The following is a 26813-nucleotide window of genomic DNA, read 5'->3' as shown; positions in this document are numbered from 1 at the left end:
CCAAGGAAGCCAACACAATGAGCACTAGCGCAGCACAAGAGAAGAGCGCCGACAACGGCGAGTACAGCATTCTCGACAGCATCATCGCCGAAACCCGTCTGACCCCGGACGACGAAGCCTACGACATCGCCAAGCGTGGCGTGTCGGCGTTCATCGAAGAACTGCTCAAGCCGCAGAACAACGGTGAGCCGGTCAAGAAGGCCATGGTTGACCGCATGATCGCCGAGATCGATGCCAAGCTCAGCCGTCAGATGGACGAAATCCTGCACCACCCGGACTTCCAGGCTCTGGAATCGTCGTGGCGTGGCCTGCAGTTGCTGGTCGACCGCACCAACTTCCGCGAAAACATCAAGATCGAAATCCTCAACGTCTCCAAAGAAGACCTGCTGGACGATTTCGAAGATTCGCCGGAAGTCATGCAGTCGGGCCTGTACAAGCACATCTACACCGCTGAATACGGCCAGTTCGGTGGTCAGCCTGTGGGCGCGATCATCGCCAACTACTACATGTCGCCAAGCTCGCCAGACGTGAAACTGATGCAGTACGTGGCCAGCGTTTCGTGCATGTCCCACGCACCGTTCATCGCCGCGGCCGGCCCGAAATTCTTCGGCCTGGAAAGCTTCACCGGCCTGCCGGATCTGAAAGATCTGAAAGACCACTTCGAAGGCCCGCAATTCGCCAAATGGCAGAGCTTCCGTACTTCGGAAGACTCCCGCTACGTTGGTCTGACCGTGCCGCGTTTCCTGCTGCGTAACCCGTACGATCCGGAAGAAAACCCGGTCAAGTCGTTCGTGTACAAGGAAACCGTTGCCAACAGCCACGAGCACTACCTGTGGGGCAACACCGCTTACGCGTTCGGCACCAAGCTGACCGACAGCTTCGCCAAATTCCGCTGGTGCCCGAACATCATCGGCCCACAGAGCGGTGGCGCTGTTGAAGACCTGCCTTTGCACCACTTCGAAAGCATGGGCGAAATCGAAACCAAGATCCCTACCGAGGTTCTGGTCAGCGACCGTCGTGAATACGAACTGGCCGAGGAAGGCTTCATCTCCCTGACCATGCGTAAAGGCTCCGACAACGCGGCGTTCTTCTCCGCAAGCTCGGTGCAGAAGCCGAAGTTCTTCGGCATCAGCGCAGAAGGCAAGGCTGCAGAGCTGAACTACAAGCTCGGCACCCAACTGCCGTACATGATGATCGTCAACCGCCTGGCTCACTACCTGAAAGTGCTGCAGCGCGAGCAACTCGGTTCGTGGAAAGAACGTACCGACCTCGAGCTGGAACTCAACAAGTGGATCCGCCAGTACGTGGCCGACCAGGAAAACCCGAGCGCCGAAGTACGTGGCCGTCGTCCGCTGCGCGCTGCGCAAGTGATCGTCAGCGACGTTGAAGGCGAGCCGGGCTGGTACCGCGTGAGCTTGAACGTGCGCCCGCACTTCAAGTACATGGGTGCCGATTTCACCCTGTCGCTGGTTGGCAAGCTGGACAAAGAGTAAGAGCGACTCATGGACGGATACGGCAGCCTTTTCGAACGCCTCAACGGCGACGCGGAACTACGCAAGGGCAGGAGCCTCGAGGCCTCTGCCATGGCGTCGGTGGCTGCCCATCTGGCCAAAATGCTCAGCACCCGGGCCGGCAGCGTGCAAACGCTGTCCGACTACGGGTTGCCCGATCTCAATGACATGCGCCTGAGCCTGCACGACTCCCTGAGTCAGGCCCGCCTGGCCATCGAAAGCTTCATCGAAGCCTACGAACCGCGCCTGAGCAACGTGCGTGTCATTTCCCTGCCGCGTGACCACGACCAGCTCCGCCTGGCCTTCAGCATCGAAGGCCTGCTGGAAGTCGAAGGCTTCAAGCGTCAGGTCAGTTTCGCCGCGCGCCTGGATGGCAGCGGTCAAGTGAAGGTGAATTAGGACCATGCGAGGGAGCGCCGTGAATCCGGGTGCGTTGGCGAAGTGGGGGCGTGGCGTGTTGCTATTTCTCGCCCTGACGGCTGCTGCCCTGGTTTCAGCTGCCTGTTACGTGAAAACGACGGCGGCACGGCTGGCTCACGAGTACTCCACCGACTGGAACGATGCAGGTACGTGCTTCATCCGCTCCTACATTCCGCAGTATTCGGCCCTCGGCATACCGGGAATGATTTTCAAGCTGTTTGCCAGCGAAGCCTTTTTCCGGGTCTACGCAAAAGACGGCACGCTGCTGAAATCGTCCGAATGGTTGCTCTGGCAGAACGAGTTCACCACCGATGAACGCTCGCAGTGGGTATACGGTCACGCGATCTACCCGACAGCGACGGGTTACGAAGGCTGGAATATTCCAGCGTGTGGTCATGAAATGAACAGTCATCAAGCCAAGGTCAACTAAGGAGAACGCCGATGTCTGGCAAACCCGCAGCACGTGTATCCGACCCCACCGCTTGCCCGCTCCCCGGCCACGGCACAAACCCGATCGCCGCCGGTTCCGGCGACGTGTTCTTCGACGGCCTCGCGGCCGCCCGCGAAGGCGATGCCTCCGCGTGTGGTGGTGCGATGGTCGGCGGTTTGGCGACGACGGTTCTGATCAATGGCAAACCGGCTGCGACCGTCGGCTCGGTCGGGGCACACGGGAACACGGTTACTGCGGGATCCGGGACGGTAATCATCGGGAATTCGCATACGTCCGCACCGTTTTTGCCCACTGGCAAGCATCCGTGGCAATGGGATGGATACGACACCGCCAACCTGCAGAAGCGCATGGCCGCTTCTGAGCAAGACGTGAAAAGCCTGCTCTGGCTGGCCAGGGTTGAATTCGATGACTAGGTTCGCCGGTTTCATTCTGCTGTTTGTCTCCCTGTCCGGCTGCGCGGCGCAGCAGGTCCACAACAACCATGTGTACATGGAGAACCGTTGTGGCCAGTCACTCGAGATGAAGGTTTCCAATAGCTCAAACATGCATTCACTGGACCGCAGCCTGACAGTTGCAGCAAGCGCTCGCGCGCTCGTGGCGAGCTTTGCATCTTACGGTGAAGACGTGATCGAACAGATCCCGAGCAACTATCAACTGACCATCAACGACGCTGCGGGTAGCAAGTCCATTGACGCTGCTCGGTTGAAACAATTTCTGAGGGCTGTCGAGAAAGTCACTGAAGGAACCCAGCGCGAGTGGACGATCCGTGAGGCTTCGATCTGCCCATGAAACTGCAAGCGATCATCTGCATGTTGAGCTGGACGGGGCCTCTCGCATTTTTGGCCTCGTTGACTGCCTGCGCTGCTCAGCGGGTTTATCGCAATGACGTGTACCTGTTGAACACCTGCGCAGCTCCATTGGAGCTGACTGTTGCAAACGACTCCAACTATGACGATCGACCACGCAGCTTCATGTTGAGCCCGAACCAGCGCAACTCCATCGCCAACTATCAATCCTTCGGTGAAGGCGTATTGGGTCAGATCAGCGACCAATACAGCCTGACGCTTAAAAGTCCGGCCGCGACTAAAACCATCGACGCGCAGACATTACGAAAAGCCTTGGCGAGCATAGAAAAAACCGAAGAAAGAGGTGTTCGCTCATGGACGGTCAATAACGGGGCTTTTTGCCCATGAAGCTCAGAGCCTGGCAATGCCTTGTCACCTTTCTCAGCTCGGTCGGTTTGCTGGTGATTCTGGTCGGCCTTGCGTTTTTGTGGCGAATGGAGCGCTCCACCGAGCCCAAACTGTTCGCCCATCCCAATGCACTGTGGATCGGTGCCGAGGATGGCGGGGTATTCGTTGAAATAACCAGGAACGAGGCACCTGACTACTACGTTGAGATCCGCCACGAGAGCGGTGGGATGTGGACCGAAGGTTGGATTCGGTACGGCACACGTGACAGCTATCCGCTCAGCGCTGCGGCCATAGGCGGCTATGACGGTAACGAACTGTATGTTTATTCGGGTATCGCAATCAGTCCGGAAAAGCAGGGAGTTGCACATGAATAGCCGTCACGCCATCGGTCTTGCCGTGCACTCGCTAGCCTGTGTGATTTATATCGTTATGAATGGCTATGCGGTTCCCGCCTATAAACAACTGGTCGGTGGTTTGACCTCGCGCGGTGTCGCCATCGGCATGGCGATGTATCTGATTTTCTATTTTTTCGTTTTCCTGAATTTGATTTTGGTCTTCATCCAGCGTCAAGCCATCCAGTTTGGCCTGGTAGTTTTGATGATGTTGACGATTCTGTTTTATCTGCTGCCGCAGTACCCCATTCGTGGCTTGGCCTATTGCGCGCTTACAGGTGGTTTGACGGTTTGCGCCATGCTGCTGACCAACGTCATCCACACGGCTTACACCCGCTGGCGCAAGCACGCGGCACTGCAACCGCTGGAGGCTCAGAAACGTCGAGCATTGCCGCGACTGTTGCTGGCTTCGGCGCTGACCGGCGTGTCCATATGCACCGTCTTGCTGGGGTTGAAGATTTTCGGTGGCTTAACGGCGCAGGCCTTGGCGCGACACTCGAGCGAGTCGGGCGAGTGCTACCTCATCACATACGCACCCGGTTATCCCAAGCTGGGATTGATCGGGCAAGTGTTTGGGATGTTCAGCAGCGGGTACTTTTTTCGGGTGTACACCAAGGACGGCGCGTTGCTCGAATCCTCGGAATGGAATTTCCGGGTGACTGAAATTTTTGCGGTTGCTCCCGAATTCAACGGCTCGACAGTGCTGTATCCCGGCACGCAAGGCTACGAAGACTGGTGGGTGCCGGAATGCGCCTGATCGCCAGAAGCTCTCTCATGCAGAAAACACACGGTATGCATCATGACGCAATGGATGCGTGTGTTTTCGAGGATGGAGGCTTGCCCGTGATAGGTGTATCGAACGAGATGGCCCTGCTCAGTCGCGCGCAACTCAGTTTCTTCATGGGAGCCTTGTGGACGCCATTCTTGGCCATGCTGGCGTTTTCATCCTATGGCCTGTGGATTGGCGAGTATTCGACATTCGACTCGTCCGAGACCCACTGGGTGTATCTGTTGTGGTTCGGCATGCCCGGGTTGCTGTTGTTTGCGCTATGGGGCTCGCGGGCCGCGAAGAGCCGCAATGAGCAGCAGGCGCTGCGAATGGTCTGGCTGGCGCCGTTGAAAATCATCCCTTTCTACGCGGTGCCCTGGATGCTTTATGGCTTGTGCAGCCTGGTCGCCGGGCCATTCGACAATGCTTTCATGGCCTACGGATGGATCCTGCTCGTGCCGTACCTCCTGATCGCCGGTTACTTCTGTGCCGGTCTGACGGTCGCGCTCTACAGGATATTTTTTTGATGAGTTCCACTACCAGGCAGGTAACCCGTGTCCTTTAACCACTACTACCAAAGCGAACTCACCGCACTGCGCCAACTGGGCCGCCGTTTCGCCGAGCGTAGTCCGGCGTTGGCGCCGTTCCTGGGGCAGGCCGGGCGGGATCCGGATGTGGAGCGGTTGCTGGAAGGTTTTGCGTTCCTCACCGGGCGCCTGCGGCAGAAGCTCGATGACGAGCTGCCGGAGCTCAGCCACTCGCTGATGCAACTGCTGTGGCCGAACTACATGCGCCCGCTGCCGGCGTTCAGCATTTTGCAGTTCGATCCGCTGAAGCGTTCGGGCCCGGCGCTGGTGGTCGAGCGTGATACGCCGATTGAAAGCAAGCCGATCGAAGACGTGCGCTGCCGTTTCCGCACCTGCTATCCGACCGAAGTGTTGCCGCTGGATCTGGCCGCGCTGAACTACTCGGTGAAGGGCGATGGCTCGCTGCTCAGCCTGCGTCTGGAAATGAGCGCTGACGGCCACCTCGGTGAGCTGGAGCTGAGCAAACTGCGCCTGCACTTTGCCGGTGAGCGCTACATCAGCCAGATGCTCTACCTGAGCCTGCTGCGCAACCTCGAAGGCATCGAGCTGATCCCGCTCGACGGTGCCGGCAAGCCGATCGATGGTGTCAGCGGCAAGCCGATGGCGTTCAAGATTCCGGGTGACCGGGTCAAACCGGTGGGCTTTGCCGAAGAAGAAGCGTTGATCCCGTATCCGCTGAACACCTTCCGTGGCTATCGCTACCTGCAGGAATATTTCGCCTTCCAGGACAAGTTCCTGTTCGTCGACGTCAACGGTCTGGACATCCTCAACGCGCTGCCGGAAGACACGCTCAAGCAGATGCGTGGCCTGGAATTGCGCTTTGACATTCGCAAGAGCGGCATCATGCGCATGCGTCCGACCCTGGATAATGTGAAGCTGTTCTGCACGCCGATTGCCAACCTGTTCGCGCACGACGCACTGCCGATCCGCCTCGATGGCAAACAGGATGAATACCTGCTGCTGCCAGCGGAATTCGATCTGGAAAACTGCGGCGTGTTCTCGGTGGAAACCGTCACCGGCTGGAAGCCCGGCGGCCTCGGTTATCAGGAGTACGTGCCGTTTGAATCCTTCGAGCACGACCCGAGTTTCGACGTGCCCAACAGCCGTCCGCATTACAGCATCCGCCAGCGTTCTTCTTTGCTGCACGACGGCCTCGACACCTATCTGAGCTTCGGCATCCGCCACACCGAAGCCCACGAAACCCTGTCGATCGAGCTGATCTGCACCAACCAGAACCTGCCGCGCAAGCTCAAGCTCGGCGACATCTGCATGGCCTGCGAGGAGACGCCGGAGTTCCTCAGTTTCCGCAACATCACCCCGGCCACCTCGAGCTTCGCGCCACCGCTGAACCGTGACTTCCTGTGGAAGCTGATCAGCAACATGTCGCTCAACTATCTGTCGCTGGCCGACGTCAACGCGTTGAAGGTAATTCTCGAAACCTACGACCTGCCGCGCTACTACGACCAGCACGCGGAGAAGGTCAGCAAACGCCTGCTCGGCGGCCTCAAACACATCAAGCACCACCACGTCGACCGGCTGCACCGCGGGTTGCCAGTGCGTGGTCTGCGCACCGAACTGACCATCGACCCGGAAGGGTATATCGGCGAGGGCGACCTGTTCGTTTTCGCCTCGGTTCTTAACGAGTTTTTCGCGCTTTACGCCAGTCTCAATTCGTACCACGAGCTGCGGGTAAAAAGCACACAGGGAGAGGTGTACCAATGGACACCACGTATGGGCCTGCAGCCCCTGCTTTAAGCGGGCTGACAAAGGTAATACGCGAGTACTCGCTGTTTCAGGCCGTGCTGCTGGTGATCGACCGGCTGCGCGAGGCACACCCGTACCTGAGCGAAGACGATCTGTACGACCAAGTGGAGTTCCAGGCCAACCCGAGCCTGGGCTTTCCGCGCAGCGACGTCGACCGTGTGGAGTTTTTCGAAGAGCACGGGCAGATGCGCGCGCGCATACGTTTCAACCTGATCGGCCTGGTCGGTTCGGGTTCGCCGCTGCCGGCGTTCTATGGCGAACAGGCGCTGGGCGACAGCGAAGACGGCAACCCGACGCGCAACTTCCTCGACCTGTTCCACCATCGCCTGCAACGGCTGATGCTGCCGATCTGGCGCAAGTACCGCTACCGCGCCAGCTTCCAGAGCGGTGCGCTCGATCCGTTCTCGGCGCAGCTGTTCGCGTTGATCGGTCTGGGCGGCGAAGAGATCCGCAAGGCCAAGGAGTTGAACTGGAAACGCCTGCTGCCGTATCTCGGTCTGCTCAGCTTGCGGGCGCACTCGGCGGCGCTGATCGAGGCGGTGCTGCGTTACTACTTCAAGCACGAAGACCTGGTCATCGAGCAGTGCATCGAGCGTCGCGTGGAGATCCTCGACGAGCAGCGCAACCGTCTCGGTCGCGCCAACAGCCTGCTCGGTGAAGACCTGGTGCTGGGCGAGCACGTGCGCGACCGCAGCGGCAAATTCCGCATTCACATCACCGAACTCGACTGGGAGCGATTCCACGAATTCCTGCCGATCGGGTTCGGCTACCAGCCGCTGTGCGCGCTGGTGCGGTTCACCCTGCGTGACCCGCTCGATTACGACATTCGCCTGGTGCTGCGCCCGGAAGAAATCCGCGAACTGCGCATTGGTGAAAAGAACGACTGTCGCCTGGGGTGGACCAGTTGGCTGGGCTGCGAGAAAGCAGACGGCGTGGTGACCCTGGGCAGCAAAATTCATTAAGGACGTGAGCCATGATCAACGTAGACCTGCAACAACTCATCCAGGCGCTGGACGCCGAAACCCGTCGTGACCTGGAACGTTCGGCCGAACGTTGCGTGGCCCGTGGCGGCAGCAAGATCCTCGTCGAAGACCTGCTGCTGGGTCTGCTGGAGCGTCCGAACGGCTTGCTGTCGCGCGCGCTGCAGGATGCAGACGTCGACGCCGGCGAACTGAGCGCCGCGCTGCAATCTCGCGTTGAACACAGTGCCTCGCGCAACCCGGTGTTTGCCCCGGAACTGGTGCAATGGCTGCAAGACGCGCTGCTGGTGGCCAACCTCGAACTAGGTCAGACCCAGGTCGAAGACGCCGCGCTGATCCTCGCGCTGCTGCGCAACCCGATGCGTTATGCCGGCAGCCGTTATCAGCCGCTGCTCGCCAAGTTGAATATCGATCGCCTGAAAGAATTCGCCCTGTCGCAACAGGAGCAACCAGCCGCCAACGGTAAGCCGGCCGCTCAAGGCGAATCGCTGCTGCAGCGCTTCACCCACAACCTGACCCAGCAGGCCCGCGACGGCAAACTCGACCCGGTGCTGTGCCGCGATGGCGCGATCCGCCAGATGGTCGACATCCTCGCCCGTCGTCGCAAGAACAACCCGATCGTGGTCGGTGAGGCCGGCGTCGGTAAAACCGCCATCGTCGAAGGCCTGGCCTCGCGTATCGCTGCCGGTGAAGTGCCGCAGGTGCTCAAAGGCGTCGAGCTGCTGTCGCTGGACATGGGCCTGCTGCAGGCCGGCGCCAGCGTCAAAGGTGAGTTCGAGCGTCGTCTCAAAGGCGTGATCGACGAAGTCAAAGCCTCGCCGAAACCGATCATTCTGTTCATCGACGAAGCCCACACCCTGATCGGCGCTGGCGGCAATGCCGGCGGCTCCGATGCGGCCAACCTGCTGAAACCGGCCCTGGCCCGTGGCGAACTGCGCACCATCGCCGCCACCACCTGGGCCGAGTACAAGAAATACTTCGAGAAAGACCCGGCCCTGGCCCGTCGTTTCCAGCCGGTGCAATTGCACGAACCGACTGTCAGCGAAGCGGTGACCATCCTCCGTGGTCTGGCGCAGGTCTACGAGAAGAGCCACGGCATCTATCTGCGTGATGATGCGGTGGTCTCGGCGGCCGAATTGTCCGCCCGCTATCTGGCCGGTCGCCAACTGCCGGACAAAGCTGTCGACGTCCTCGACACCGCGTGTGCCCGGGTGCGTATCAGCCTCGCTGCTGCCCCGGAAAGCCTTGAGCGCCTGCGCGGCGAGCTGGCCGAAGGTGGTCGTCAGCGTCAGGCGCTGCGTCGCGATGCCGAGGCCGGTCTGCTGATCGACCACGAAGCGCTGGACGCACTGGAAGCGCGGCTGGACGAAGCCGAAAGCGAAATGGTCGCGCTGGAAAGCCTGTGGACTGAACAGAAGCAACTGGCCGAGCGCCTGCTGGAGCTGCGCCAGCAACTGGCCAAGGCCCGTGAAGCCGCTGCCGTCGAGCCGACCCTCAGCGTTGAAGAAGACGCCGAAGGCACCGTGATCGAAACCCTCGTTGCCGAGGTCGAGGAAGGCCAGAGCGTCGAAGCGCTGGAAGCCCAGCTCAACGAAACTCACAGCGCCCTGACCGCCGCCCAAGTCAAAGAGCGTCTGGTCAGCTTCGAAGTCTGCCCGCGTCTGGTCGCCGAAGTGATCAGTGCCTGGACCGGCGTGCCATTGGCGCAACTGGCCCGTGAGCACAACGCCAAGGTTGCGAGTTTCGCCACTGACCTGCGCACGCGCATCCGTGGTCAGGAACAAGCCGTGCACGCACTGGATCGTTCGATGCGCGCCACTGCCGCCGGCCTGAACAAGCCTGACGCACCGGTCGGCGTGTTCCTGCTGGTCGGCCCGAGCGGCGTCGGCAAGACCGAAACCGCGCTGGCCCTCGCTGACCTGCTGTACGGCGGTGACCGCTTCATCACCACCATCAACATGTCCGAGTTCCAGGAGAAGCACACCGTATCGCGTCTGATCGGTGCGCCACCGGGCTACGTCGGTTACGGCGAGGGCGGCATGCTCACCGAAGCGGTGCGCCAGAAGCCGTACTCGGTGGTGTTGCTCGATGAAGTCGAAAAGGCTGATCCGGATGTGCTCAACCTGTTCTATCAAATCTTCGACAAGGGCGTGGCCAACGACGGCGAAGGTCGCGAGATCGACTTCCGCAACACCTTGATCCTGATGACCTCGAACCTCGGCAGCGACAAGATCAGCGACCTCTGCGAAGACGGCGCACGCCCGACCGCCGAACTGCTCGAAGAGACCATTCGCCCGGTGCTGAGCAAACACTTCAAACCGGCGCTGCTGGCGCGGATGAAAGTGGTGCCGTACTACCCGGTGGGCGGTCCGGTGCTGCGCGAGCTGATCGAAATCAAACTCGGTCGTCTGGGCGAGCGCCTGAACCGTCGTCAGCTGGATTTCAGCTGGTGCCAGAACCTCGTCGATCACCTGTCCGAGCGTTGCACGCAAAGCGACAGCGGCGCGCGTCTGATCGACCACCTGCTCGATCAGCACGTGCTGCCGTTGGTGGCCGACCGCTTGCTCGACGCGATGGCCACCGGTGAAAGCCTCAAGCGGGTGCATGCCACGCTCGACGGCAACGCCAGCGTGATGTGCGAGTTCGCCTGAGGTGGGTGTGATGTTCACTCAAGTGCCGCAGCCACTGGTTTATGCCGAAGCCTTGCTGGCGCAGTTCGCCAGCCTGTCGCGCGCGGCGGACGGGGCTGCGCTGCTGGGTGACTTCGTGCGTGGACTGGCCGAGTTGAGCGGTTGCGAATTGACGCAGTTGTACCTGCTCGATGCGACCCACACCTGCCTGGGGATGAACGCCGAGTGTCTCGATGGCGCGCTGCAACCGCGCGCCACGACCAGCCTGCCGGCGGACTACAACGGTGAGCAACTGCTGCAGTTTGCCCTGTGCCAGAACCGCGTGGTGTGCCTGGACGATCTGGGTGCCAGCCTGCACGAAACCAGTTTCCTGCCGGCCACCGCCGGCGCCTGGCAATCGTTGCTGTGCGTGCCGCTGGTCAATCAGCAGAAGGCGGTCGAAGGCCTGCTGCTGTGTGCCAGTCGCCGTCACGTCGACTTGCAGGGTTTCGCCGATTCCCTCGGCCAGCTCGGCTCGTTCGTGCTCGGCCAGTTGCACCTGCTGCAACGCCTGCGTCAGCCCGTCGGGGTCGAGGCGCCAGTGAGTCGCAGCGTGCCGAGTCTCAACGGTTATGGCCTGATCGGTAAAAGCGCGGCGATGCGCCAGACCCACTCGTTGATCAGCAAAGTCCTGCACAGCCCCTACACCGTGTTGCTGCGTGGCGAGACCGGTACCGGCAAGGAAGTCGTGGCACGGGCGATTCACGATTGTGGCCCGCGTCGCTCCCAGGCCTTCATTGTGCAGAACTGCGCGGCGTTCCCGGAAAACCTGCTGGAAAGCGAGCTGTTCGGCTACCGCAAAGGCGCCTTTACCGGCGCTGATCGCGATCGCGCCGGGCTGTTCGATGCGGCCAATGGCGGCACGTTGTTGCTGGATGAAATCGGCGACATGCCGCTGTCGTTGCAGGCGAAGATTCTGCGTGTGTTGCAGGAAGGCGAGATCCGTCCGCTGGGCTCCAACGACACCCACAAGATCGACGTGCGCATCATCGCCGCGACGCACCGCGACCTGGCAGTGCTGGTCAGCGAAGGCAAGTTCCGCGAGGACTTGTACTACCGCCTGGCGCAATTCCCGATCGAGTTGCCGGCCCTGCGTCAGCGCGAAGGCGACATCCTCGACCTGGCCCGGCACTTTGCCGAAAAGGCCTGCGCGTACCTGCAACGTGATCCGGTGCGCTGGTCCGACGCGGCGCTTGAACATCTGTCCGGTTACACCTTCCCCGGCAACGTGCGGGAACTCAAGGCGCTGGTCGAGCGCGCGGTGCTGTTGTGCGAAGGCGGCGAGTTGCTGGCCGAACATTTTTCCCTGCGCATGGAGCCGATGCCCGAAGACCACAGCGGCCTGAATCTGCGCGAACGCCTGGAAAAGGTCGAGCGCACGCTGTTGCTCGATTGCCTGCGCAAAAATGACGGTAACCAGACCCTCGCCGCCCGCGAACTGGGCTTGCCGCGCCGCACCCTGCTGTACCGCCTCGGTCGTCTGAACATCAACCTGGGTGATTTCGATGGTTGATCTAGGGATGTTTTCTGGAGCAGGCGCCTCCTCTGTGGCCAGCCAATTACCTGTGGTTGTTGAGCTCCCTGTGGTGAGGGAACTTGTCCCCGATCGGCTGCGCAGCAGTCGTAATCCGACCACCACGGTTTGTCTGGGAAATCCGGATAGCTTGTTTTGGGGGCGCTTCGCACCCCATCGGGGACAAGTCCCCTCGCCACAGGGGATCGGTGTACCCCTTGTGTTGGCTCGAAGGCCCCGATGTAGAGCCTTCGAGACCACCCAAAGAATTAATTTCAGCGCCGCCCGAAAGGGTCGGCGCTTTGTGCTTTGTCTACCCCTGGAGACCCTCTGATGTCTGTTCGTCACTGGCACGCCGTCCTGCTGACCCTCGTCGTTCTATGCGGCCTTGGCGGCTGCAGCGGCAATTACAAATTCAACGACAACGACTATCGCCCGTTGGGTGATCCGCAAGCGGTCAATCGCGGCAAGTGACCGCAAGGAGCATCAAACATGGAATTGGTTTTCGAAATGCTGAACACCAAGCAGTTCGTGCCCACCGAGTTGTGCCAGAAGACCTTCAAACAGGCTGGTGGCGTGATCGGGCGGGGCGAGGACTGCGACTGGATCATCCCTGACCGCAAGCGTCACCTGTCCAACCACCACGCGATTGTCAGCTACCGCGAGGGCATGTTTTTCCTGACCGACACCAGCAGCAACGGGGTTCAGGACGGCGACAGCGGCGCACGCCTGCACAAGGGCGAACCGGTGCGCATCGAGCACGGCAGCACCTACGTGCTCGGCGACTTCGAAATTCGCGCGCGACTGGTGCGTGACCCGGCGACCTTCGATGGTGAAGTCGGCCGTCCGCGTGCCGCCGGCAGCATCATTCCGGACGACGCGTTTCTCGATCTTGATCCGTTGAATGCGATCGAACAGCAAGAGCGCGTCTATTCGGAAATCGACGAGCTGTTGGCCCCGACCTCCAAGCCCGAGGATTCCCGTCAGCGTGCCGACTATGCGCGCATCGACATGGAAAGCCTGATGGTGCCGGAGCTGATCGCACCGGTTGAACCCGAGCCAGCTCCGGCCCCGAAAGCCGTCGAGCGTCAGAGCGAAGGGTTCTGGGAGTATTTCGGTGCGGCGCTGGGCGTGGATCTCAAAGGCCTCGGCCACGACGAGCGCGAAGCGTTGGCGCTGAACGCTGCGCGTCTGCTGCGGCAGAGCATCGGCGGTTTGCAGCAGAGCCTGCGCACCCGTTCGGAGCTGAAAAACGAGCTGCGTCTGGCCCAGACCACCGTGCAAGGTACCAACAAGAACCCGCTGAAATTCGCCGTCGATCCGAGCGAAGCGCTGGAGATTCTGTTGCAGCCGCACAAGCCCGGGCACCTGCCGGCCGATCAGGCGATCTCCCGTGCGTTCCGCGATCTGCAGGCGCATCAGGTGGCCTTGCTCACCGCCAGCCGCGCCGCCGTGCGCGGCACTCTGGAGCACTTCTCGCCGGAACAACTGACCCTGCGTTTCGAGCGCGACAACAAGCCGTTGATCGCCACGTCGGGCGGGCGCTGGAGAGCGTTCGGCCGTTACCACCAGGCACTGCGTCAGGACGATGACTGGAGCGAGCGTCTGCTGGCCCGCGATTTCGCCCAGGCCTATGAAGAACAGATCCGCCTGATCTCCACCCTCCACACCGACCACCAAGGATGATGCGCATGTCTCGCCGCTCGACCGCTTTTTTCAAGACGCTGACTGCGCTCACCGTGCTGGTGCTGCTCGCCGGTTGCTCGTCGCTGTCGCCGTACTCGAAAGTGACCAAGATCAACCTGAAGCTGACCGGCAGCGATCAGCTCAACCCGGACCTCAACGGCCGTCCTTCGCCGATCGTGGTACGCCTGTTCGAACTCAAGCACCCGGTGACCTTCGAGAACGCTGATTTTTTCAGCCTCTACGAGCGCGCCAAGGAATCCCTCAACCCGGATCTGGTGGCCAGCGAAGAACTCGAACTGCGCCCGGGTGAAACAGTGGAGATGAAGCTCAGCGTGGAGGAGGGCAGCCGCTACGTCGGCGTTCTCGCCGCGTACCGTGATCTGCCGGAAACCAAGTGGCGCTACACCGTGCAGGTCACTCCGCTGGAGCTGACCGATGCCGATCTGACCCTGGATCAGGCCGGTATCCGCAACACCCATGAAGCGCTCGCCAAGGCGGATGACTGAACATGAATACCCATAAAGTCATTTGGCAGGAAGGCATGTTGCTGCGTCCGCAGCACTTCCAGCACAACGATCGCTATTACGATCACCAGATGAAAACCCGCACCCAGTTGCTGGGTGGCTACACCTGGGGTTTCCTCAATCTGGAGATCGACCTGCAGTTCCTCAACATGGGCAAACTGGTGATCAGTGCCGCCTCGGGGATTCTGCCGGACGGCAGCCTGTTCGAACTCGGTGGTAACACCGAGCCGCTGGCGCTGGACGTACCACCGAATACCGGCAACACGCCGATTTACCTGGCGCTGCCGTTGGTCACCGGTAACCACATCGAAGCGCGCCGTCCGGAGCAGTCCGACGTGCTGGCGCGTTACACCGCGTATGACGCCGAAGTGGCCGACTCCAACGCCGGCGACGATTCCGCCAGCCAGGTCAGCTGCGGCCGCCCGGACTTCAAACTGTTGCTCGGCGAGCAGCAGAGTGATCAGGCCTACGTGAAGCTGAAGATCTGCGATGTGCTCGACACCACGCCGGACGGCGTGATCAGCCTCGACCCGGATTTCGTGCCGACCTACATTCAGGCCCACGCGTCCAGCTATCTGCTGTCGTGCCTCAAAGAAGTCATCAGCATGCTCAACCACCGGGGTGACACGATTGCCGAGCGGATTCGCTCCAACGGCAAGGTCGGTGGTGCGGAGGTTGGCGACTTCATGATGCTGCAACTGATCAACCGCACCGAACTGCTGCTGCGCCACTACCTCGGTCTGGAGCAGGTGCACCCGGAAGAGTTGTACCGCACGCTGCTGACCATGCTCGGCGATCTGGCGACTTTTTCCAGCGACAGCAAGCGCCCGCGCCTGGACAGCCGCTACTCCCACGCCGACCAGGGCGCGAGCTTCCGCAAACTGATGGAAGCGATTCGTCAGGTGTTGTCGATGGTGCTGGAACAGCACGCCATCGAACTGATCCTGCAGGCGCGTCAGTACGGCATCATCGTGTCGCCGTTGCACGACCACAAACTGCTCGGCTCGGCATCGTTCGTGCTGGCGGCGAGTGCCAACTGCGACTCCGAAGAACTGCGCCACCGCTTGCCGGCGCACCTCAAGGTCGGCCCGGTGGAGCGCATCCGCCAACTGGTCAACCTGCACTTGCCGGGGATCAAGGTCAAACCCTTGCCCGTGGCCCCGCGGCAGATCGCGTTCCACTCGAACAAAACCTACTTCATCCTCGAACTCAGTTCCGAAGACCTGGCGCAACTCGAGCGCTCCGGCGGCTTCGCGTTCCACGTGTCCGGCGAATTCGCCGAGCTTGAACTGAAATTCTGGGCCATCAGGAACTGACCGCCATGATCAAGGAAACGGATTACAACCAGGACGACAAAACCGTCCTGCTCGATCGTCAGGGCCACGGACCGGCAGCGAGTCCGCTGACCGACTTCGCCGCGCCGCCGCGCTTCGAGCAACTGGAAGAACGGATGATCTACGCCGCGCGCCTGCGCCCGGCGGAGGCCTTCAACATCAGCCTCAATTCGCTGGTGGCGGCGTCGTCCGAACTGCTTTCGGAAGTGGTGCGTCTCAAGCACAGCGAAACCCGCGAAGACCTCTACGCGCTCAACGAGCGCTTGACTGCCGGGCTCAAGCTGTTTGAAGTGCGCGCCTTGCACAACGGCGCCGAAAGCAGCCAGGTGATGGCTGCCCGTTACGTGCTCTGCACCGTGGTCGACGAAGCCGTCGTGACCACGCCGTGGGGCAACGAAAGCGAGTGGTCGCAGATGAGCCTGCTCAGCAGCTTCCACAACGAAACCTTCGGTGGTGAGAAGTTCTTCCAACTGCTCGATCGCCTGTCGAAGAACCCGGTCAAGCACCTGCCGATGCTCGAGCTGATGTATCTGTGCCTGTCCCTCGGTTTCGAGGGCAAGTACCGCGTGCAAGCGCGTGGCATGCTCGAGCTCGAAGGCATCCGCGACGCCTTGTACCGGCAGATCCGTCAGTTGCGTGGCGACGTGCCGCGCGAATTGTCGCCGCACTGGGAAGGCCTCAACGATCAGCGCCGCAACCTGGTGCGCATCGTGCCGGCGTGGATGGTGGTGCTGTTCACTTTGGTCTGCCTGGTGGTGATGTATTCGGGTTTCGCCTGGGTCCTGGGCGAGCAGCGCGACACTGTTCTGCAACCATATCAGCCGCTTGATCCGGCCGCGGTCCAACCGCAGTCGCAGCCGTAACAGGGACGTGTGATGAAAAAGTTTTTCAAGAAAGTCGGCGCCTTCCTGCGCCAGACCTGGGTCTGGACCCTGCTGCTGGTGCTGTTCGTGGCGCTGCTGGTGTGGTTCGTGGGCCCGTTGTTGGCGGTGGATGACTACAAGTTCTGGGAAAGCGCGACCTCGCGTCTGCTGACCATCAGCGTGCTGTTCCTGATCTGGGGCCTGACCATGGTCTTCGTCAGCTGGCGTGCGGGCGTCCGCAAGAAAGCCGTCGAAGAAACCGAAGACGGCCAGGATCGCATCCGTCGTGACGAGTTGATCGAAGAAGAGCAGAAAGAGTTGAAGGCGCGCTTCAAGGACGCGCTGAAAACCCTGAAGACCTCGAGCCTGTATCGTGGCCGCAGCGAACGCTGGCGCAACGACTTGCCATGGTACCTGCTGATCGGTCCGCAGACCTCTGGCAAGACCAGCTTGCTGGACTTCTCCGGGCTCGAGTTCCCGATCAACAAGATCGACCGCAAGCTGACCCGCGACACCCTCGGCACCCGTCATTGCGACTGGTACTTCGCCGACCACGGTGTGCTGATCGACACCGCCGGGCGCTACACCACGCAACCGGACGCGGAAGTCGACGGCAGTGCCTGGACCACCTTGCTCGAGCTGTTGCGCAAGCGTCGTCGCGGGCGTCCGTTGAACGGCGTGCTGGTGACCATTCCGGTGGAGTCCCTGATCGGTGGCAGCGAGCAGGACATCGACACCCTGGCGCGCCAGGTACGCGGTCGCCTGCAAGACGTCTATCAGAAACTGCACGTCGACGTACCGGTGTATCTGGTGCTGAGCAAGGCTGACAAGCTGCTCGGTTTCGACGAGTTCTTCGATCAACTGACCCGCGAAGAAAGCGATCAGGTGCTGGGTACCAGCTTCCGCAAGGACCAGCTCGGCACCGACGTCGCTGTACTGCGCAGCGAGTTCGAAGAGCTGCTGCGTCGCCTGAACAATCAGGTGATCATGCGCATGCACTCCGAGCGCGATACCCAGCGCCGTGGCCGCATCCTCGACTTCCCGCATCAACTGGGGCAGATCGGCGAGCGTCTGTGCCTGTTCGTCGACATGGCGTTCACTGGCAACCGTTACCAGCGTGCGACGTTGCTGCGTGGTTTCTACCTGACCAGCGCCCCGCACCTGACTCAGGAAATGGACGCGACCACCGCCGGCATCGGCGCCAGCCTGGGCATGAGCGCCGGCGTGCTGCCAACTCTGCGCAGTGGCCGTTCGCGCTTCATCCATCATCTGTTCAGCCGGGTGATTTTCCCGGAATCGGATCTGGCCGGCCTCGACAAGCGCGAGCGCAGCCGCATCCATTGGGGCCAGCGTGCGTTGTACGTTGGCGCACTGGCGGCACTGGCCCTGTTCGGCATGCTCTGGGCCGGTGGTTTCTCGGCCAACTACGAGCGTCTGGAAAACCTGCGCACACTGGCGCAGAACTGGACTCAGCAGCGTTCGGCGCTGACCCCGCGTGATGACGCGATGGGCGTGCTGAAAACCCTCGACACCAGCTACGCCGCGACTCAGGTGTTCCCGAAAAAAGGCGACGTCTCGTACCACGAACGCGGCGGTCTGTATCAGGGCGAAGACGTCAATCCGGTGGTCAGGCAAGCCTACGAGCACGAGCTCGAAGCGCAACTGCTGCCACGGGTCGCGACCCTGCTCGAAGGGCAGATCCGCGCCAACATGAAGGACCGCGAAAAGCTGCTCAACAGCCTGCGTGCGTACCTGATGCTGAACATGAAGGACCGTCGCGATGCGGCGTGGCTCAAGGACTGGGTCGCCACTGACTGGTCGCAGCGCTACACCGGCAACACCGCGGTGCAGAACGGTCTGAACACCCACCTCGAGCGCCTGCTGAAGCAGCCGTTCATCTACCCGCTGAACGATCAGCTGGTGACTCAGGCGCGTCAGGTTCTGCGTTCCGAATCGCTGGCCACCGTGGTCTACCGCATGCTCCGCGAGCAAGCGCGCAACCTGCCGGAATACCGTTTCAGCCAACACCTCGGCCCGCAAGGCTCGCTGTTCATCGGCACCGAATACGTGATCCCGGGTTTCTACACGCAAACCGGTTATCAGCAGTACTTCTCGGTGCAGGGTTCGGCGCTGGTCACCGACATCCTGCGTGACAACTGGGTGCTGGGCGAAGGTGCGGGCATCAGCGACATGGACTTGCGTCGCCTGATGGTCGAGTTGGAGCAGCTGTACTTCCGTGACTACGCCAACTACTGGAGCGAGGCCGTTGGCCAGGTGGCCTTGCCGCCGATCAGCGACGCCGGTGAAGGCGCCGAGCAACTGGCGGGCCTGACCTCGGCCAACTCGCCGGTGCTGGCATTGCTCACCGAAGTGCGCGAGAACACGCGCTTCCCGGCCGCTGCCGATCCGGTGGATGAAGCCGGTGATGCCGCTGATGCGCTGGCAGGGCAGAAGGGCAAACTGGGCAAGGTCGGCAAACTGGCCTCGGCTGTCGCGGACAAGGCTTCGGCGATGAACGTGGCGAAGAACCTGCCGGACACCGCGAAGAAATCGCTGCAACGCCGTTTCGAGCCGCTACACCGTTTGCTCGATGACAACAACGGCCCGGCCGCTGACCTGACCCCGGCCCTCAGCGCGCTCAACGACCTGCAACTGCAACTGTCCGGTCTGGCTCGTTCCAGTACGCCGGAACAAGCTGCGTTCGAACTGGCGAAAACCCGCATGAGCGGCCAGCGTGATGCGCTGACCAATCTGCGTGCTGCCTCGGGTCGCCTGCCGCGTCCACTGAGCGTGTGGTTCAACGTACTGGCCGAAGACTCGTGGCGCCTGGTGCTCAACGATGCCTACCAATACCTGAACGGCCGTTATCAGAACGAGCTGTACAGCGTGTATGGCAAGACCATCAGCAAGCGCTATCCGTTCAGCGCCAGCAGCACCAGCGACGTGGCGATCAGCGACTTCCGCGAGTTCTTCCGGGCTCAAGGCACCGTCGACCGCTTCTTCGACAGCTACATGCGTCCGTTCGTCAGCGGTGATCCGGGCAACTACCGGATGCGCAGTGTCGACGGTCACAGCCTGCCGGTGTCGAAGATGTATCTCGACCAGATGGCGGCAGCCCTGACGATTCGTCAGAGCTTCTTCTCGATCAACCCGGCCGAGCCGACCGTGCAGTTCAAGCTGGAGCCGTACACCCTCGACCCGGCCGTCAGCCGTTCCGAGTTCAAGTTCGGCGACAAGACCATGGAATACCGCCACGGTCCGATTCTGCCAATGACGTTCAAGTGGCCGACCGATGCTGAAGATGGTCGTACCAGTCTGGTCATGGACAAGATGGCGGGTCGTCCGATCGGCATCGAGAAGAACTCCGGCCCATGGTCGCTGTTCCGTCTGTTCGACCTGATGCAGACCGAGTACCTGACCGGTCGCGACGTGCTGGTGCTGAAAGCCGACGTAGGTGGCCTGCGCGCCAACTACCTGCTGACCAGCCAGCGCACGCCGAACCCGTTCGACATGGGCGTGCTGCGCACCTTCCGTATGCCGGTGCAGCTCTGATGCTGGTGGCCAGTCCCTGGCGCAGCGCGGCGCGTACCGACCCGGGCAAGGTGCGGGCGCGCAACGAAGATGCTTTCCTCGACTCGCCACAGCAGGGGCTGTGGGTGGTCGCGGACGGCATGGGCGGTCATCAGGGTGGCGACATCGCCAGCCAGTTGATCGTCGCCAGCCTGGCTGAACTGCCGCAGCACGAGGACTTCGACGAACGCCTCAAAGCCATCCGCCAGTGCCTGCACTGGCTGAACCGGCGTTTGGGGCAAGAGTTGACGGTCACCGCCGGGCGTCACGACAGCATCATGGGCAGCACCGTCGTGGCGCTGCTGGTGGAAGGCAATCGCGCGGCCTGCATCTGGGCCGGCGACAGCCGTTGCTATATGTGGCGCGGGCAGCGGTTGTATCAGCTGTCCAAGGACCATTCGCTGCAACAGCAACTGATCGACGAGCAACAGATGAGCGTCGAACAGGCCGCAGCGCATCCGGCGGCTCAGGCCTTGACCCGAGCCGTCGGCGCGGCTGAACAACTGACCCTGGATGTCCTCGAACTCGAGGTCTATCCGGGCGATGCGTTCTTGTTGTGCAGCGATGGTTTGTATCAGGGCCTGAGCAGCGATGCCCTTGGCAATGCCCTCAGCCTCAGCGCGCCGCACGTGGCGCTGGAACGTCTGTTCGACGGCGCCCTGCGTGGCGCCGCCCGGGACAACCTGACTGCCGTGGTGATCCGCCAATGACTGAAATCGAATCGTCAGTCGATGACTTGCTGATGAGCGAAGAGCAGGCCAACAACCTGACCTACTTCGCCTTCGCCAAGGCAAACAAGGCAGAGCCGTTGCTGGCGCCAACCAAGGCCAGCATCGGTGCACTGCCGGACGTACTCGCCGGCCGCTACCACCTCGAGCGTCTGCTCGGGGCGGGCGGCATGGGTGCCGTCTACCGGGCGCGGGACCTGCTGCACGAGCAGTTCGGTGATCCCGATCCTTACATTGCGCTGAAAATCCTCAGCGAAGAATTTGCCGAATCGCCGGACGCCAGTGCCTTGCTCTACAGCGAGTTCGCCCTGATCCGACGCCTGCGCCACGACAACGTCGTGCGTGCACACACCTTTGAAGTCGATACCGACTGCCAGCGGGCTTTCATCACCATGGAATACATGCGTGGCCTGACCCTGGACAAATTGCTCTGCGAGCGGCCCCTCGGCCTGCCGTGGAAAGAAACGCGCGACATCGCGCTGCCGCTGCTCGATACGCTGGCCTACGCCCACCGTCGCGGCGTGCTGCACGGTGACATGAAGCCAAGCAACGTCATGCTCAGCGAGGACGGCCTGCGCCTGTTCGACTTCGGTCTCGGCCAGGCAGACGAAGGCGTGTTGCCCGGCCTGCCGCACCTGAGCCGCGAGCGTTTCAACGCCTGGACCCCGGGCTACGCTGCCCCCGAACTGCTTGAGGGCCAACCGTTGTCGGCCAGCGCGGACGTGTACGGCGTGGCCTGCGTGATTTATGAACTGGCGAGCGGCAAACACCCGTTCCGCCGCTTGCCCTCGACCCAGGCCCGCGATGAGCACCTGGAGCGCGAGCTGCAAGCCCCGGCGAACCTGCCAAAACACGGCTGGCCAGCGCTGAAAACTGCGCTGAGCTTCAATGCGGCAGAGCGCACCATCACTGCCGACCAATTGCGTGACGCCTTGGGCGCCACTTCGTCCTGGCTGCAACGGTTGCGACTTCGGGCGTAACGGACGACATTCGAACAGGGAGCGCTTTATGTTCAACCCAGCTAACGAAACCCACTTCAGCCTCAAGGTCGAAGACTACGTGGGCGACCTGCAAGTGCTGTCGTTCACCGGCACCGAAGGCATCAGCCAGCCGTTTCGCTTCGACCTCGAACTGGTCAGCGAAAACCCCGATCTGGACCTGGAAAAACTCCTGCACAAGCAGGCGTTTCTCGCGTTCGATCCACAGGGCTCGGGCATCCACGGCCAGATCTACCGCGTCGCCCAGGGCGATGCCGGCAAGCGCCTGACCCGCTACAAAGTCTCGCTGGTTCCGCAACTGCAATACCTGCATCACCGCACCAACCAGCGCATCTACCAGCAGATGTCGGCGCCGAAAATCATCGCGCTGATCCTCGACGAACACGGGATCAAGGGCAACGCCTACAGCTTCCAGCTCAGTCAGCCGTGCCCGGATCGCGATTACTGCGTGCAGTACGACGAAACCGACCTGCACTTCGTCCAGCGCCTGTGCGAAGAGGAAGGCATTCACTACCACTTCCAGCACAGCGACAAAGGCCACCTGCTGGTGTTCGGCGACGACCAGACCGTGTTCCAGAAACTCGGCCAGCCAACCGCTTATGTGCAGGGCAGTGGCATGGTCGCCGAAGAACCGGTGATCAAAGGCTTCAAGCTGCGCCTGGAAACCCGCACCAGCCGCACCACGCGCCGTGACTACGACTTCGAAAAACCGCGCCTGCAAATGGAAGCGGCGTACAAGCCCGATGGCGCTCTCGATAGCAAAGACGCCGAACCGGATCTCGAAGACTACGACTACCCGGGCCGCTTCATCGACCGCGCGCGCGGCAAGTTCCTCAGCCAGCGCGCCCTCGAACGCCACCGCGCCGACTACCGCCAGGCCGAAGGTCGTGGCGACCAGACCAAACTGGTCAGCGGCCACTTCATGGAAATGTCCGACCACCCGCGCAGCGAGTGGAACGACCTGTGGCTGCTCACCGAAATCTTCCACGAAGGCAAACAGCCGCAAGTCCTCGAAGAAGGCGTGACCAGCGACACCACCGACAACAAGGACGACTTTCACCAAGGCTACCGCAACACCTTCCTCGCCACCCCGTGGGACGTGTTCTACCGCCCAGCCCTCGAACACCCGAAACCGCGCGTGCTCGGCAGCCAGACCGCCATGGTCACCGGCCCCAAAGGCGAAGAAATCCACTGCGACCAATACGGCCGCATCAAAGTGCAATTCCACTGGGACCGGGAAGGCCTCGCCGACGACAAAACCAGCTGCTGGCTGCGCGTCTCCAGCTCCTGGGCCGGCGACCGTTACGGCGCGATCAGCATCCCGCGCATCGGCATGGAAGTCCTCGTCACCTTCCTCGAAGGCGACCCCGACCAACCGCTGGTGACCGGCTGCCTGTACCACAAGGAAAACCCGGTGCCGTACGCATTGCCGGCGAACAAGACTCGCAGTGTGTTCAAAACGCTTAGCTCGCCGGGTGGTGGCGGCTACAACGAACTGCGCATTGAAGACAAGAAAGGTGCGGAGCAGATCTACATTCATGCGCAGCGGGATTGGGATGAAAACGTTGAGCATGACCAGAAGATTCGGGTCGGTAATGAACGTCATGACACGGTGGTTAAGAACACCTATACCGAGCTGAAGGCTGAGGAACACCGCACCACGATTTCCGACCGCAAGATTGAAGCGAAGCTGGATGATCACCTCACGATTGGGCAGAACCAGCATGTGAAGTTGGGGACTGCGCAACTGACCAGCGTGGGGAAAGAAATTCACCTCAAGGCTGGGGACAAGATCGTTATTGAGGCGGGGTCGGAGCTGACCATTCTTGGGGGGGGGAGCTTTATCAAGCTCGATGGCGGTGGGGTTACGGTGGTTGGGCCGGTGATCAAGATCAATGCGGGTGGTTCTGCGGGATCGGGGACTGGCATCGGGATTAAACCGCCGGTGCTGCCGGGGGCGGCGGATAAGGATAAGGCGGGGAGTTTGATGGATCAGGCGTTGGGGAATGCGGTGCCTCCTCCTCCGCCAGTATCCGAGAAAAAGAGCTTCCGTATTCAGATGAAGCGTCCCTATGACAAAAAGGGGATTGCTGGACAACCCTATACGCTGGAAGTGGACGGGGTGACCTATAAAGGCACAACATCTGGTGATGGGTTTGTTGATCAGCCTGTTCCGCCTGATGCGAAAAAGGGCAAGCTTACTTTCTATCCTTTTGGCACGGAGTCGCAACCGTGGATATGGGAATTGGATTTGAAGGCCCAATCGGAGACTTCTGATGTCAAAGGTCTACAGTCTCGTCTCAAGAATCTCGGTTTTTACGATGGAAAAGTCGACGGCGATAATGGGCCGAAAACAAGGTATGCCACTCGTTGCTTTCACCGATCATGTGAGTTGGCAGATAAAGATTATCTTTCTTCCAGCGATGTTAAGCGGCTAGAAGAACAACATATTGCGTAAGGGAGTAAGCAATGATTTATGGGGATTTTGATCTTTGTCGTAAAGATCACGATGGTAAGCCAGCGCAGAACACACCTCCGCGATGGGGAGGGGTCAATAATCCTCCAGTTACGATCACCAGTGCCGAAACAGCAGTAGCTGCCTCAGGTACTAGTGCGGCTTTAGCAGTGCCGGAGCATGTTAGAAAGCTTCAAGAGGACCTGATTAGTTTGGGGTTTTCTGTTGTCGGAAAGCCTACTGGAGATTTTGGCTCTAGAACCGAATGGGCCGTTCGGGAATTCCAGATTTATGCTTCAATGACACAAATTGCATGTGTGAGGGACGAGAAGAAAGGTCAGCTACTGCTGGATCAGGCAGGCTCCCCGGTACGAATAAATAATTTGGACGTTTACTACGACAGCTCGGCAGGTATTGTTGCAAAAGCGGGAAAGTCACCCGCTGTAAGTGGGTCTACGGTTGGTCCTGCCACATATTATGTTGATAGCCTTAAGTCAGTAGCCAATGCAGCAAAATATACTGGTCCGATAAGTGGCGTGGTAAATCAAAAAACTAGAGCTGCGATTGAGCATTGGCTTAGCAATGACTATAGATGCCCGGTTGTCTTTGAAGCCTGGAAAATAACTGCCGGGGCTAGAGTTGATTTGGCCCCTAAAGGTTGCAATATATGGGCTCACGATAGTTTTACCGAAGGAAATCCGAGAGTCGTAATGCGTGACTTCAGTGATTATTTTACTTTCCCTGAAGGTCGCGCTCAGACCGAATACCATGCCGTGGGTTACTATCAGAGTGGTACATATGGCGGTCCGAATGCTGGGAAAGCACATAGTTGGTCATCCCAGACTGCAATGACTGTAGAAAAAATTACTGGATCACCTGTAAATCCGACGCAAATTAATAGCTCAACCCTATCAACTTATCGAACGATAAGGGTGGTTGCGGAAGCTGAGTGTTTTGGACGTTTTGATGTACTCAACGCTTGGGATAACGCTCTTATTTCTGGTGGTCCATGTCATTGGACTATGGGGAATTTTGGAGCAGGCGCATATGGAATAGGTGAGTTTGTTGGGTTCATGGCGTATCTAAAAAATCGCAATCCTGAAATTTTCAAAAAGGTGTTTGAAAACTTCGGTTTGTATCCTGCGAAGGAATGGGGTAATCCAACTCTGTATGATACGAATACTATGACCTACGCTGGCTGGGTAAAACTTACTAACGATACATATGCGGTTTCCCAAGCGACTCATGCGGATAGCGAATTTACTGCGCTAGGCACTTCGCAGGACGAGGCGCATTATTTAAAAACATGGCACTGGTTTAATCGTCTTAGCATGGCGGCAAGAACTATTCCAGGATATAGATCTACAATGTGGTCCATGGCTAAGCTTCGGCTGAAAGAGATGTTGACTGATCCAATTGGATTTCAAGTTGGAGGTGCAACGATTAATAGCACGATAGGCAAAATTTACACTTCGGAAAAGGCTGTGGCAATACTTCTTCGTTGGCACGTTTGGCGTCCTGCTCATATTGTTGGCGCACCACCAAACAACAGGCTTAATGCAGTTCTTCAAGGAACAATAAATGGTTCCACAGGAATAAATTGGCAGCTACCGATTGCGAGTTGGGGAGATGCACACGAATCGGCGTTAACTGAAAAGCTGTATACAGCTTTAGAGGCGTTGAACGATACGATTACCGGTGCTATAGGTTTTGGCGCAAGTGAAGCTCAAGGCTCGGTTAGAATCGCACGAAATACATTTGTTCTGGAGAGTTAATGTGAAGTATTTTTTTGCTCTTGCTTTTTTCGCTACAGCTGTTCAAGCGGCCCCTGTGGATGTCTGCTACCCAACAGAAGGACCTAAGCATTTTTTATCACAATGGACTGAGGACTCGCGCACAACCGATATGATTTCGCGAGTTGCCGGTGATGAATTTTCAGTCGAAGAAGGAAAAGTTGTATACAACGAAGACCTAAATGGTGATGGAATAAAGGATTATATTTTCCTTTCATATTCTAGTGCGGGGTCTAGTGGTGATTTCACCTACAATTTTTTTATCCAGTGTCGAGGATTTCTCAGAAATGTTGGTGGTGACTACTTTGCAGATGTAGAGGTTTTGAGTACGCACCCAGAGAGCAGTCTATATAAAGATATCAAAATATTTTCATATAATAGAGATAAGCAAGACCAAATAATGCACAGAGATGGTAAGCCATTAATTACCCCTCATGTTTGGCGCTTTAATCCGGAAACGAAGCTGTATGAAGGTGAGTCGAGATAGTAGCTAGAGTAAAAAGTGGGCGGATCTATTTGTTCTATTTTGATATATTCGCCCATCTTTTTGCTACATAAATAAATCTGTCCCCTCCTTTATAGCAACACTGCATTTGCTACTTGAGAAGTCGTT

General features: G+C 59.7%; 24 protein-coding genes. All 24 read left to right on the top strand.

Features of this window, described 5'->3' with window-relative positions; translation table 11 throughout:
• Positions 1-17: 17 nt before the first annotated feature.
• The 24 genes from tssC (at position 18) to QMK55_RS12740 (ending at position 26687) form a co-directional block, all read left to right on the top strand.
• Positions 18-1493, top strand: a complete 1476-nt coding sequence (gene tssC, locus QMK55_RS12855) for a type VI secretion system contractile sheath large subunit (RefSeq protein WP_102356313.1) — start codon at positions 18-20, stop codon at positions 1491-1493.
• 9 nt (positions 1494-1502) lie between these two features.
• Positions 1503-1910, top strand: coding sequence for a type VI secretion system baseplate subunit TssE (gene tssE, locus QMK55_RS12850; protein WP_007954373.1), 408 nt, complete (start codon positions 1503-1505; stop codon positions 1908-1910).
• A gap of 4 nt (positions 1911-1914) precedes the next feature.
• Positions 1915-2361 (top strand): hypothetical protein, encoded by a 447-nt coding sequence (locus tag QMK55_RS12845; protein WP_320329306.1) that lies wholly within the window; start codon positions 1915-1917, stop codon positions 2359-2361.
• Positions 2362-2372: 11 nt separating this feature from the next.
• Positions 2373-2795 carry a PAAR domain-containing protein gene (locus QMK55_RS12840; protein WP_413787269.1) on the top strand — a complete coding sequence of 141 codons (423 nt, stop codon included), beginning with the start codon at positions 2373-2375 and terminating at the stop codon, positions 2793-2795.
• Positions 2788-3171: a hypothetical protein gene (locus QMK55_RS12835; protein ID WP_320329305.1), complete on the top strand. Its 384-nt coding sequence runs from the start codon at positions 2788-2790 to the stop codon at positions 3169-3171. Before QMK55_RS12840 ends, QMK55_RS12835 begins: the two co-directional genes overlap by 8 nt.
• The gene (locus QMK55_RS12830; RefSeq protein ID WP_320329304.1) at positions 3168-3575 is read left to right on the top strand and encodes a hypothetical protein; all 408 of its coding nucleotides are present in this window, start codon (positions 3168-3170) and stop codon (positions 3573-3575) included. Before QMK55_RS12835 ends, QMK55_RS12830 begins: the two co-directional genes overlap by 4 nt.
• Positions 3572-3949: a hypothetical protein gene (locus QMK55_RS12825; protein ID WP_320329303.1), complete on the top strand. Its 378-nt coding sequence runs from the start codon at positions 3572-3574 to the stop codon at positions 3947-3949. The genes QMK55_RS12830 and QMK55_RS12825 overlap by 4 nt, the downstream gene beginning before the upstream one ends.
• Positions 3942-4724 carry a hypothetical protein gene (locus QMK55_RS12820; protein ID WP_320329302.1) on the top strand — a complete coding sequence of 261 codons (783 nt, stop codon included), beginning with the start codon at positions 3942-3944 and terminating at the stop codon, positions 4722-4724. The genes QMK55_RS12825 and QMK55_RS12820 overlap by 8 nt, the downstream gene beginning before the upstream one ends.
• A gap of 107 nt (positions 4725-4831) precedes the next feature.
• Positions 4832-5263, top strand: a complete 432-nt coding sequence (locus QMK55_RS12815; protein ID WP_186620433.1) for a hypothetical protein — start codon at positions 4832-4834, stop codon at positions 5261-5263.
• A 27-nt stretch (positions 5264-5290) separates the two neighbouring features.
• Positions 5291-7078 carry a type VI secretion system baseplate subunit TssF gene (gene tssF / locus QMK55_RS12810; RefSeq protein WP_102356308.1) on the top strand — a complete coding sequence of 596 codons (1788 nt, stop codon included), beginning with the start codon at positions 5291-5293 and terminating at the stop codon, positions 7076-7078.
• Entirely contained in the window at positions 7042-8049 is a 1008-nt protein-coding gene (tssG, locus tag QMK55_RS12805) for a type VI secretion system baseplate subunit TssG (RefSeq protein WP_102356307.1), read from the top strand. The genes tssF and tssG overlap by 37 nt, the downstream gene beginning before the upstream one ends.
• 11 nt (positions 8050-8060) lie before the next feature.
• Positions 8061-10718, top strand: a complete 2658-nt coding sequence (gene tssH / locus QMK55_RS12800) for a type VI secretion system ATPase TssH (protein ID WP_320329301.1) — start codon at positions 8061-8063, stop codon at positions 10716-10718.
• Positions 10719-10728: 10 nt separating this feature from the next.
• Positions 10729-12249 (top strand): sigma-54 interaction domain-containing protein, encoded by a 1521-nt coding sequence (locus tag QMK55_RS12795; protein ID WP_102356305.1) that lies wholly within the window; start codon positions 10729-10731, stop codon positions 12247-12249.
• Positions 12250-12582: 333 nt separating this feature from the next.
• A complete protein-coding gene (locus tag QMK55_RS12790; protein ID WP_003229566.1) occupies positions 12583-12723 on the top strand; it encodes a hypothetical protein in 141 nt (46 codons plus the stop codon).
• An 18-nt stretch (positions 12724-12741) separates the two neighbouring features.
• On the top strand, positions 12742-13935 hold the full coding sequence (tagH, locus tag QMK55_RS12785) for a type VI secretion system-associated FHA domain protein TagH (RefSeq protein ID WP_320329300.1): 1194 nt from the start codon (positions 12742-12744) through the stop codon (positions 13933-13935).
• A gap of 5 nt (positions 13936-13940) precedes the next feature.
• On the top strand, positions 13941-14441 hold the full coding sequence (tssJ, locus tag QMK55_RS12780; protein ID WP_025112683.1) for a type VI secretion system lipoprotein TssJ: 501 nt from the start codon (positions 13941-13943) through the stop codon (positions 14439-14441).
• A gap of 2 nt (positions 14442-14443) precedes the next feature.
• A complete protein-coding gene (gene tssK, locus QMK55_RS12775) occupies positions 14444-15775 on the top strand; it encodes a type VI secretion system baseplate subunit TssK (protein ID WP_007962327.1) in 1332 nt (443 codons plus the stop codon).
• Between the two features lie 5 nt (positions 15776-15780).
• Positions 15781-16656, top strand: a complete 876-nt coding sequence (gene icmH / locus QMK55_RS12770; protein ID WP_003229559.1) for a type IVB secretion system protein IcmH/DotU — start codon at positions 15781-15783, stop codon at positions 16654-16656.
• Positions 16657-16668: 12 nt separating this feature from the next.
• Positions 16669-20208, top strand: a complete 3540-nt coding sequence (tssM, locus tag QMK55_RS12765) for a type VI secretion system membrane subunit TssM (protein ID WP_102356302.1) — start codon at positions 16669-16671, stop codon at positions 20206-20208.
• The gene (locus QMK55_RS12760; RefSeq protein ID WP_027610389.1) at positions 20208-20936 is read left to right on the top strand and encodes a PP2C family protein-serine/threonine phosphatase; all 729 of its coding nucleotides are present in this window, start codon (positions 20208-20210) and stop codon (positions 20934-20936) included. Before tssM ends, QMK55_RS12760 begins: the two co-directional genes overlap by 1 nt.
• Positions 20933-21934 carry a serine/threonine-protein kinase gene (locus QMK55_RS12755; RefSeq protein ID WP_320329299.1) on the top strand — a complete coding sequence of 334 codons (1002 nt, stop codon included), beginning with the start codon at positions 20933-20935 and terminating at the stop codon, positions 21932-21934. Before QMK55_RS12760 ends, QMK55_RS12755 begins: the two co-directional genes overlap by 4 nt.
• Positions 21935-21962: 28 nt before the next feature.
• Positions 21963-24410 (top strand): type VI secretion system tip protein TssI/VgrG, encoded by a 2448-nt coding sequence (gene tssI, locus QMK55_RS12750; protein WP_413787268.1) that lies wholly within the window; start codon positions 21963-21965, stop codon positions 24408-24410.
• A gap of 11 nt (positions 24411-24421) precedes the next feature.
• The gene (locus tag QMK55_RS12745) at positions 24422-26182 is read left to right on the top strand and encodes a peptidoglycan-binding domain-containing protein (RefSeq protein ID WP_320329298.1); all 1761 of its coding nucleotides are present in this window, start codon (positions 24422-24424) and stop codon (positions 26180-26182) included.
• 1 nt (position 26183) lies between these two features.
• Positions 26184-26687 carry a hypothetical protein gene (locus QMK55_RS12740; protein WP_320329297.1) on the top strand — a complete coding sequence of 168 codons (504 nt, stop codon included), beginning with the start codon at positions 26184-26186 and terminating at the stop codon, positions 26685-26687.
• Positions 26688-26813: the final 126 nt, after the last annotated feature.

The organism is Pseudomonas sp. P8_229 (assembly GCF_034008635.1).
Lineage (GTDB): Bacteria > Pseudomonadota > Gammaproteobacteria > Pseudomonadales > Pseudomonadaceae > Aquipseudomonas.
The sequence above is the reverse complement of the archived record's forward strand: the minus strand, read 5'-3'. Positions and strand labels throughout refer to the sequence as shown.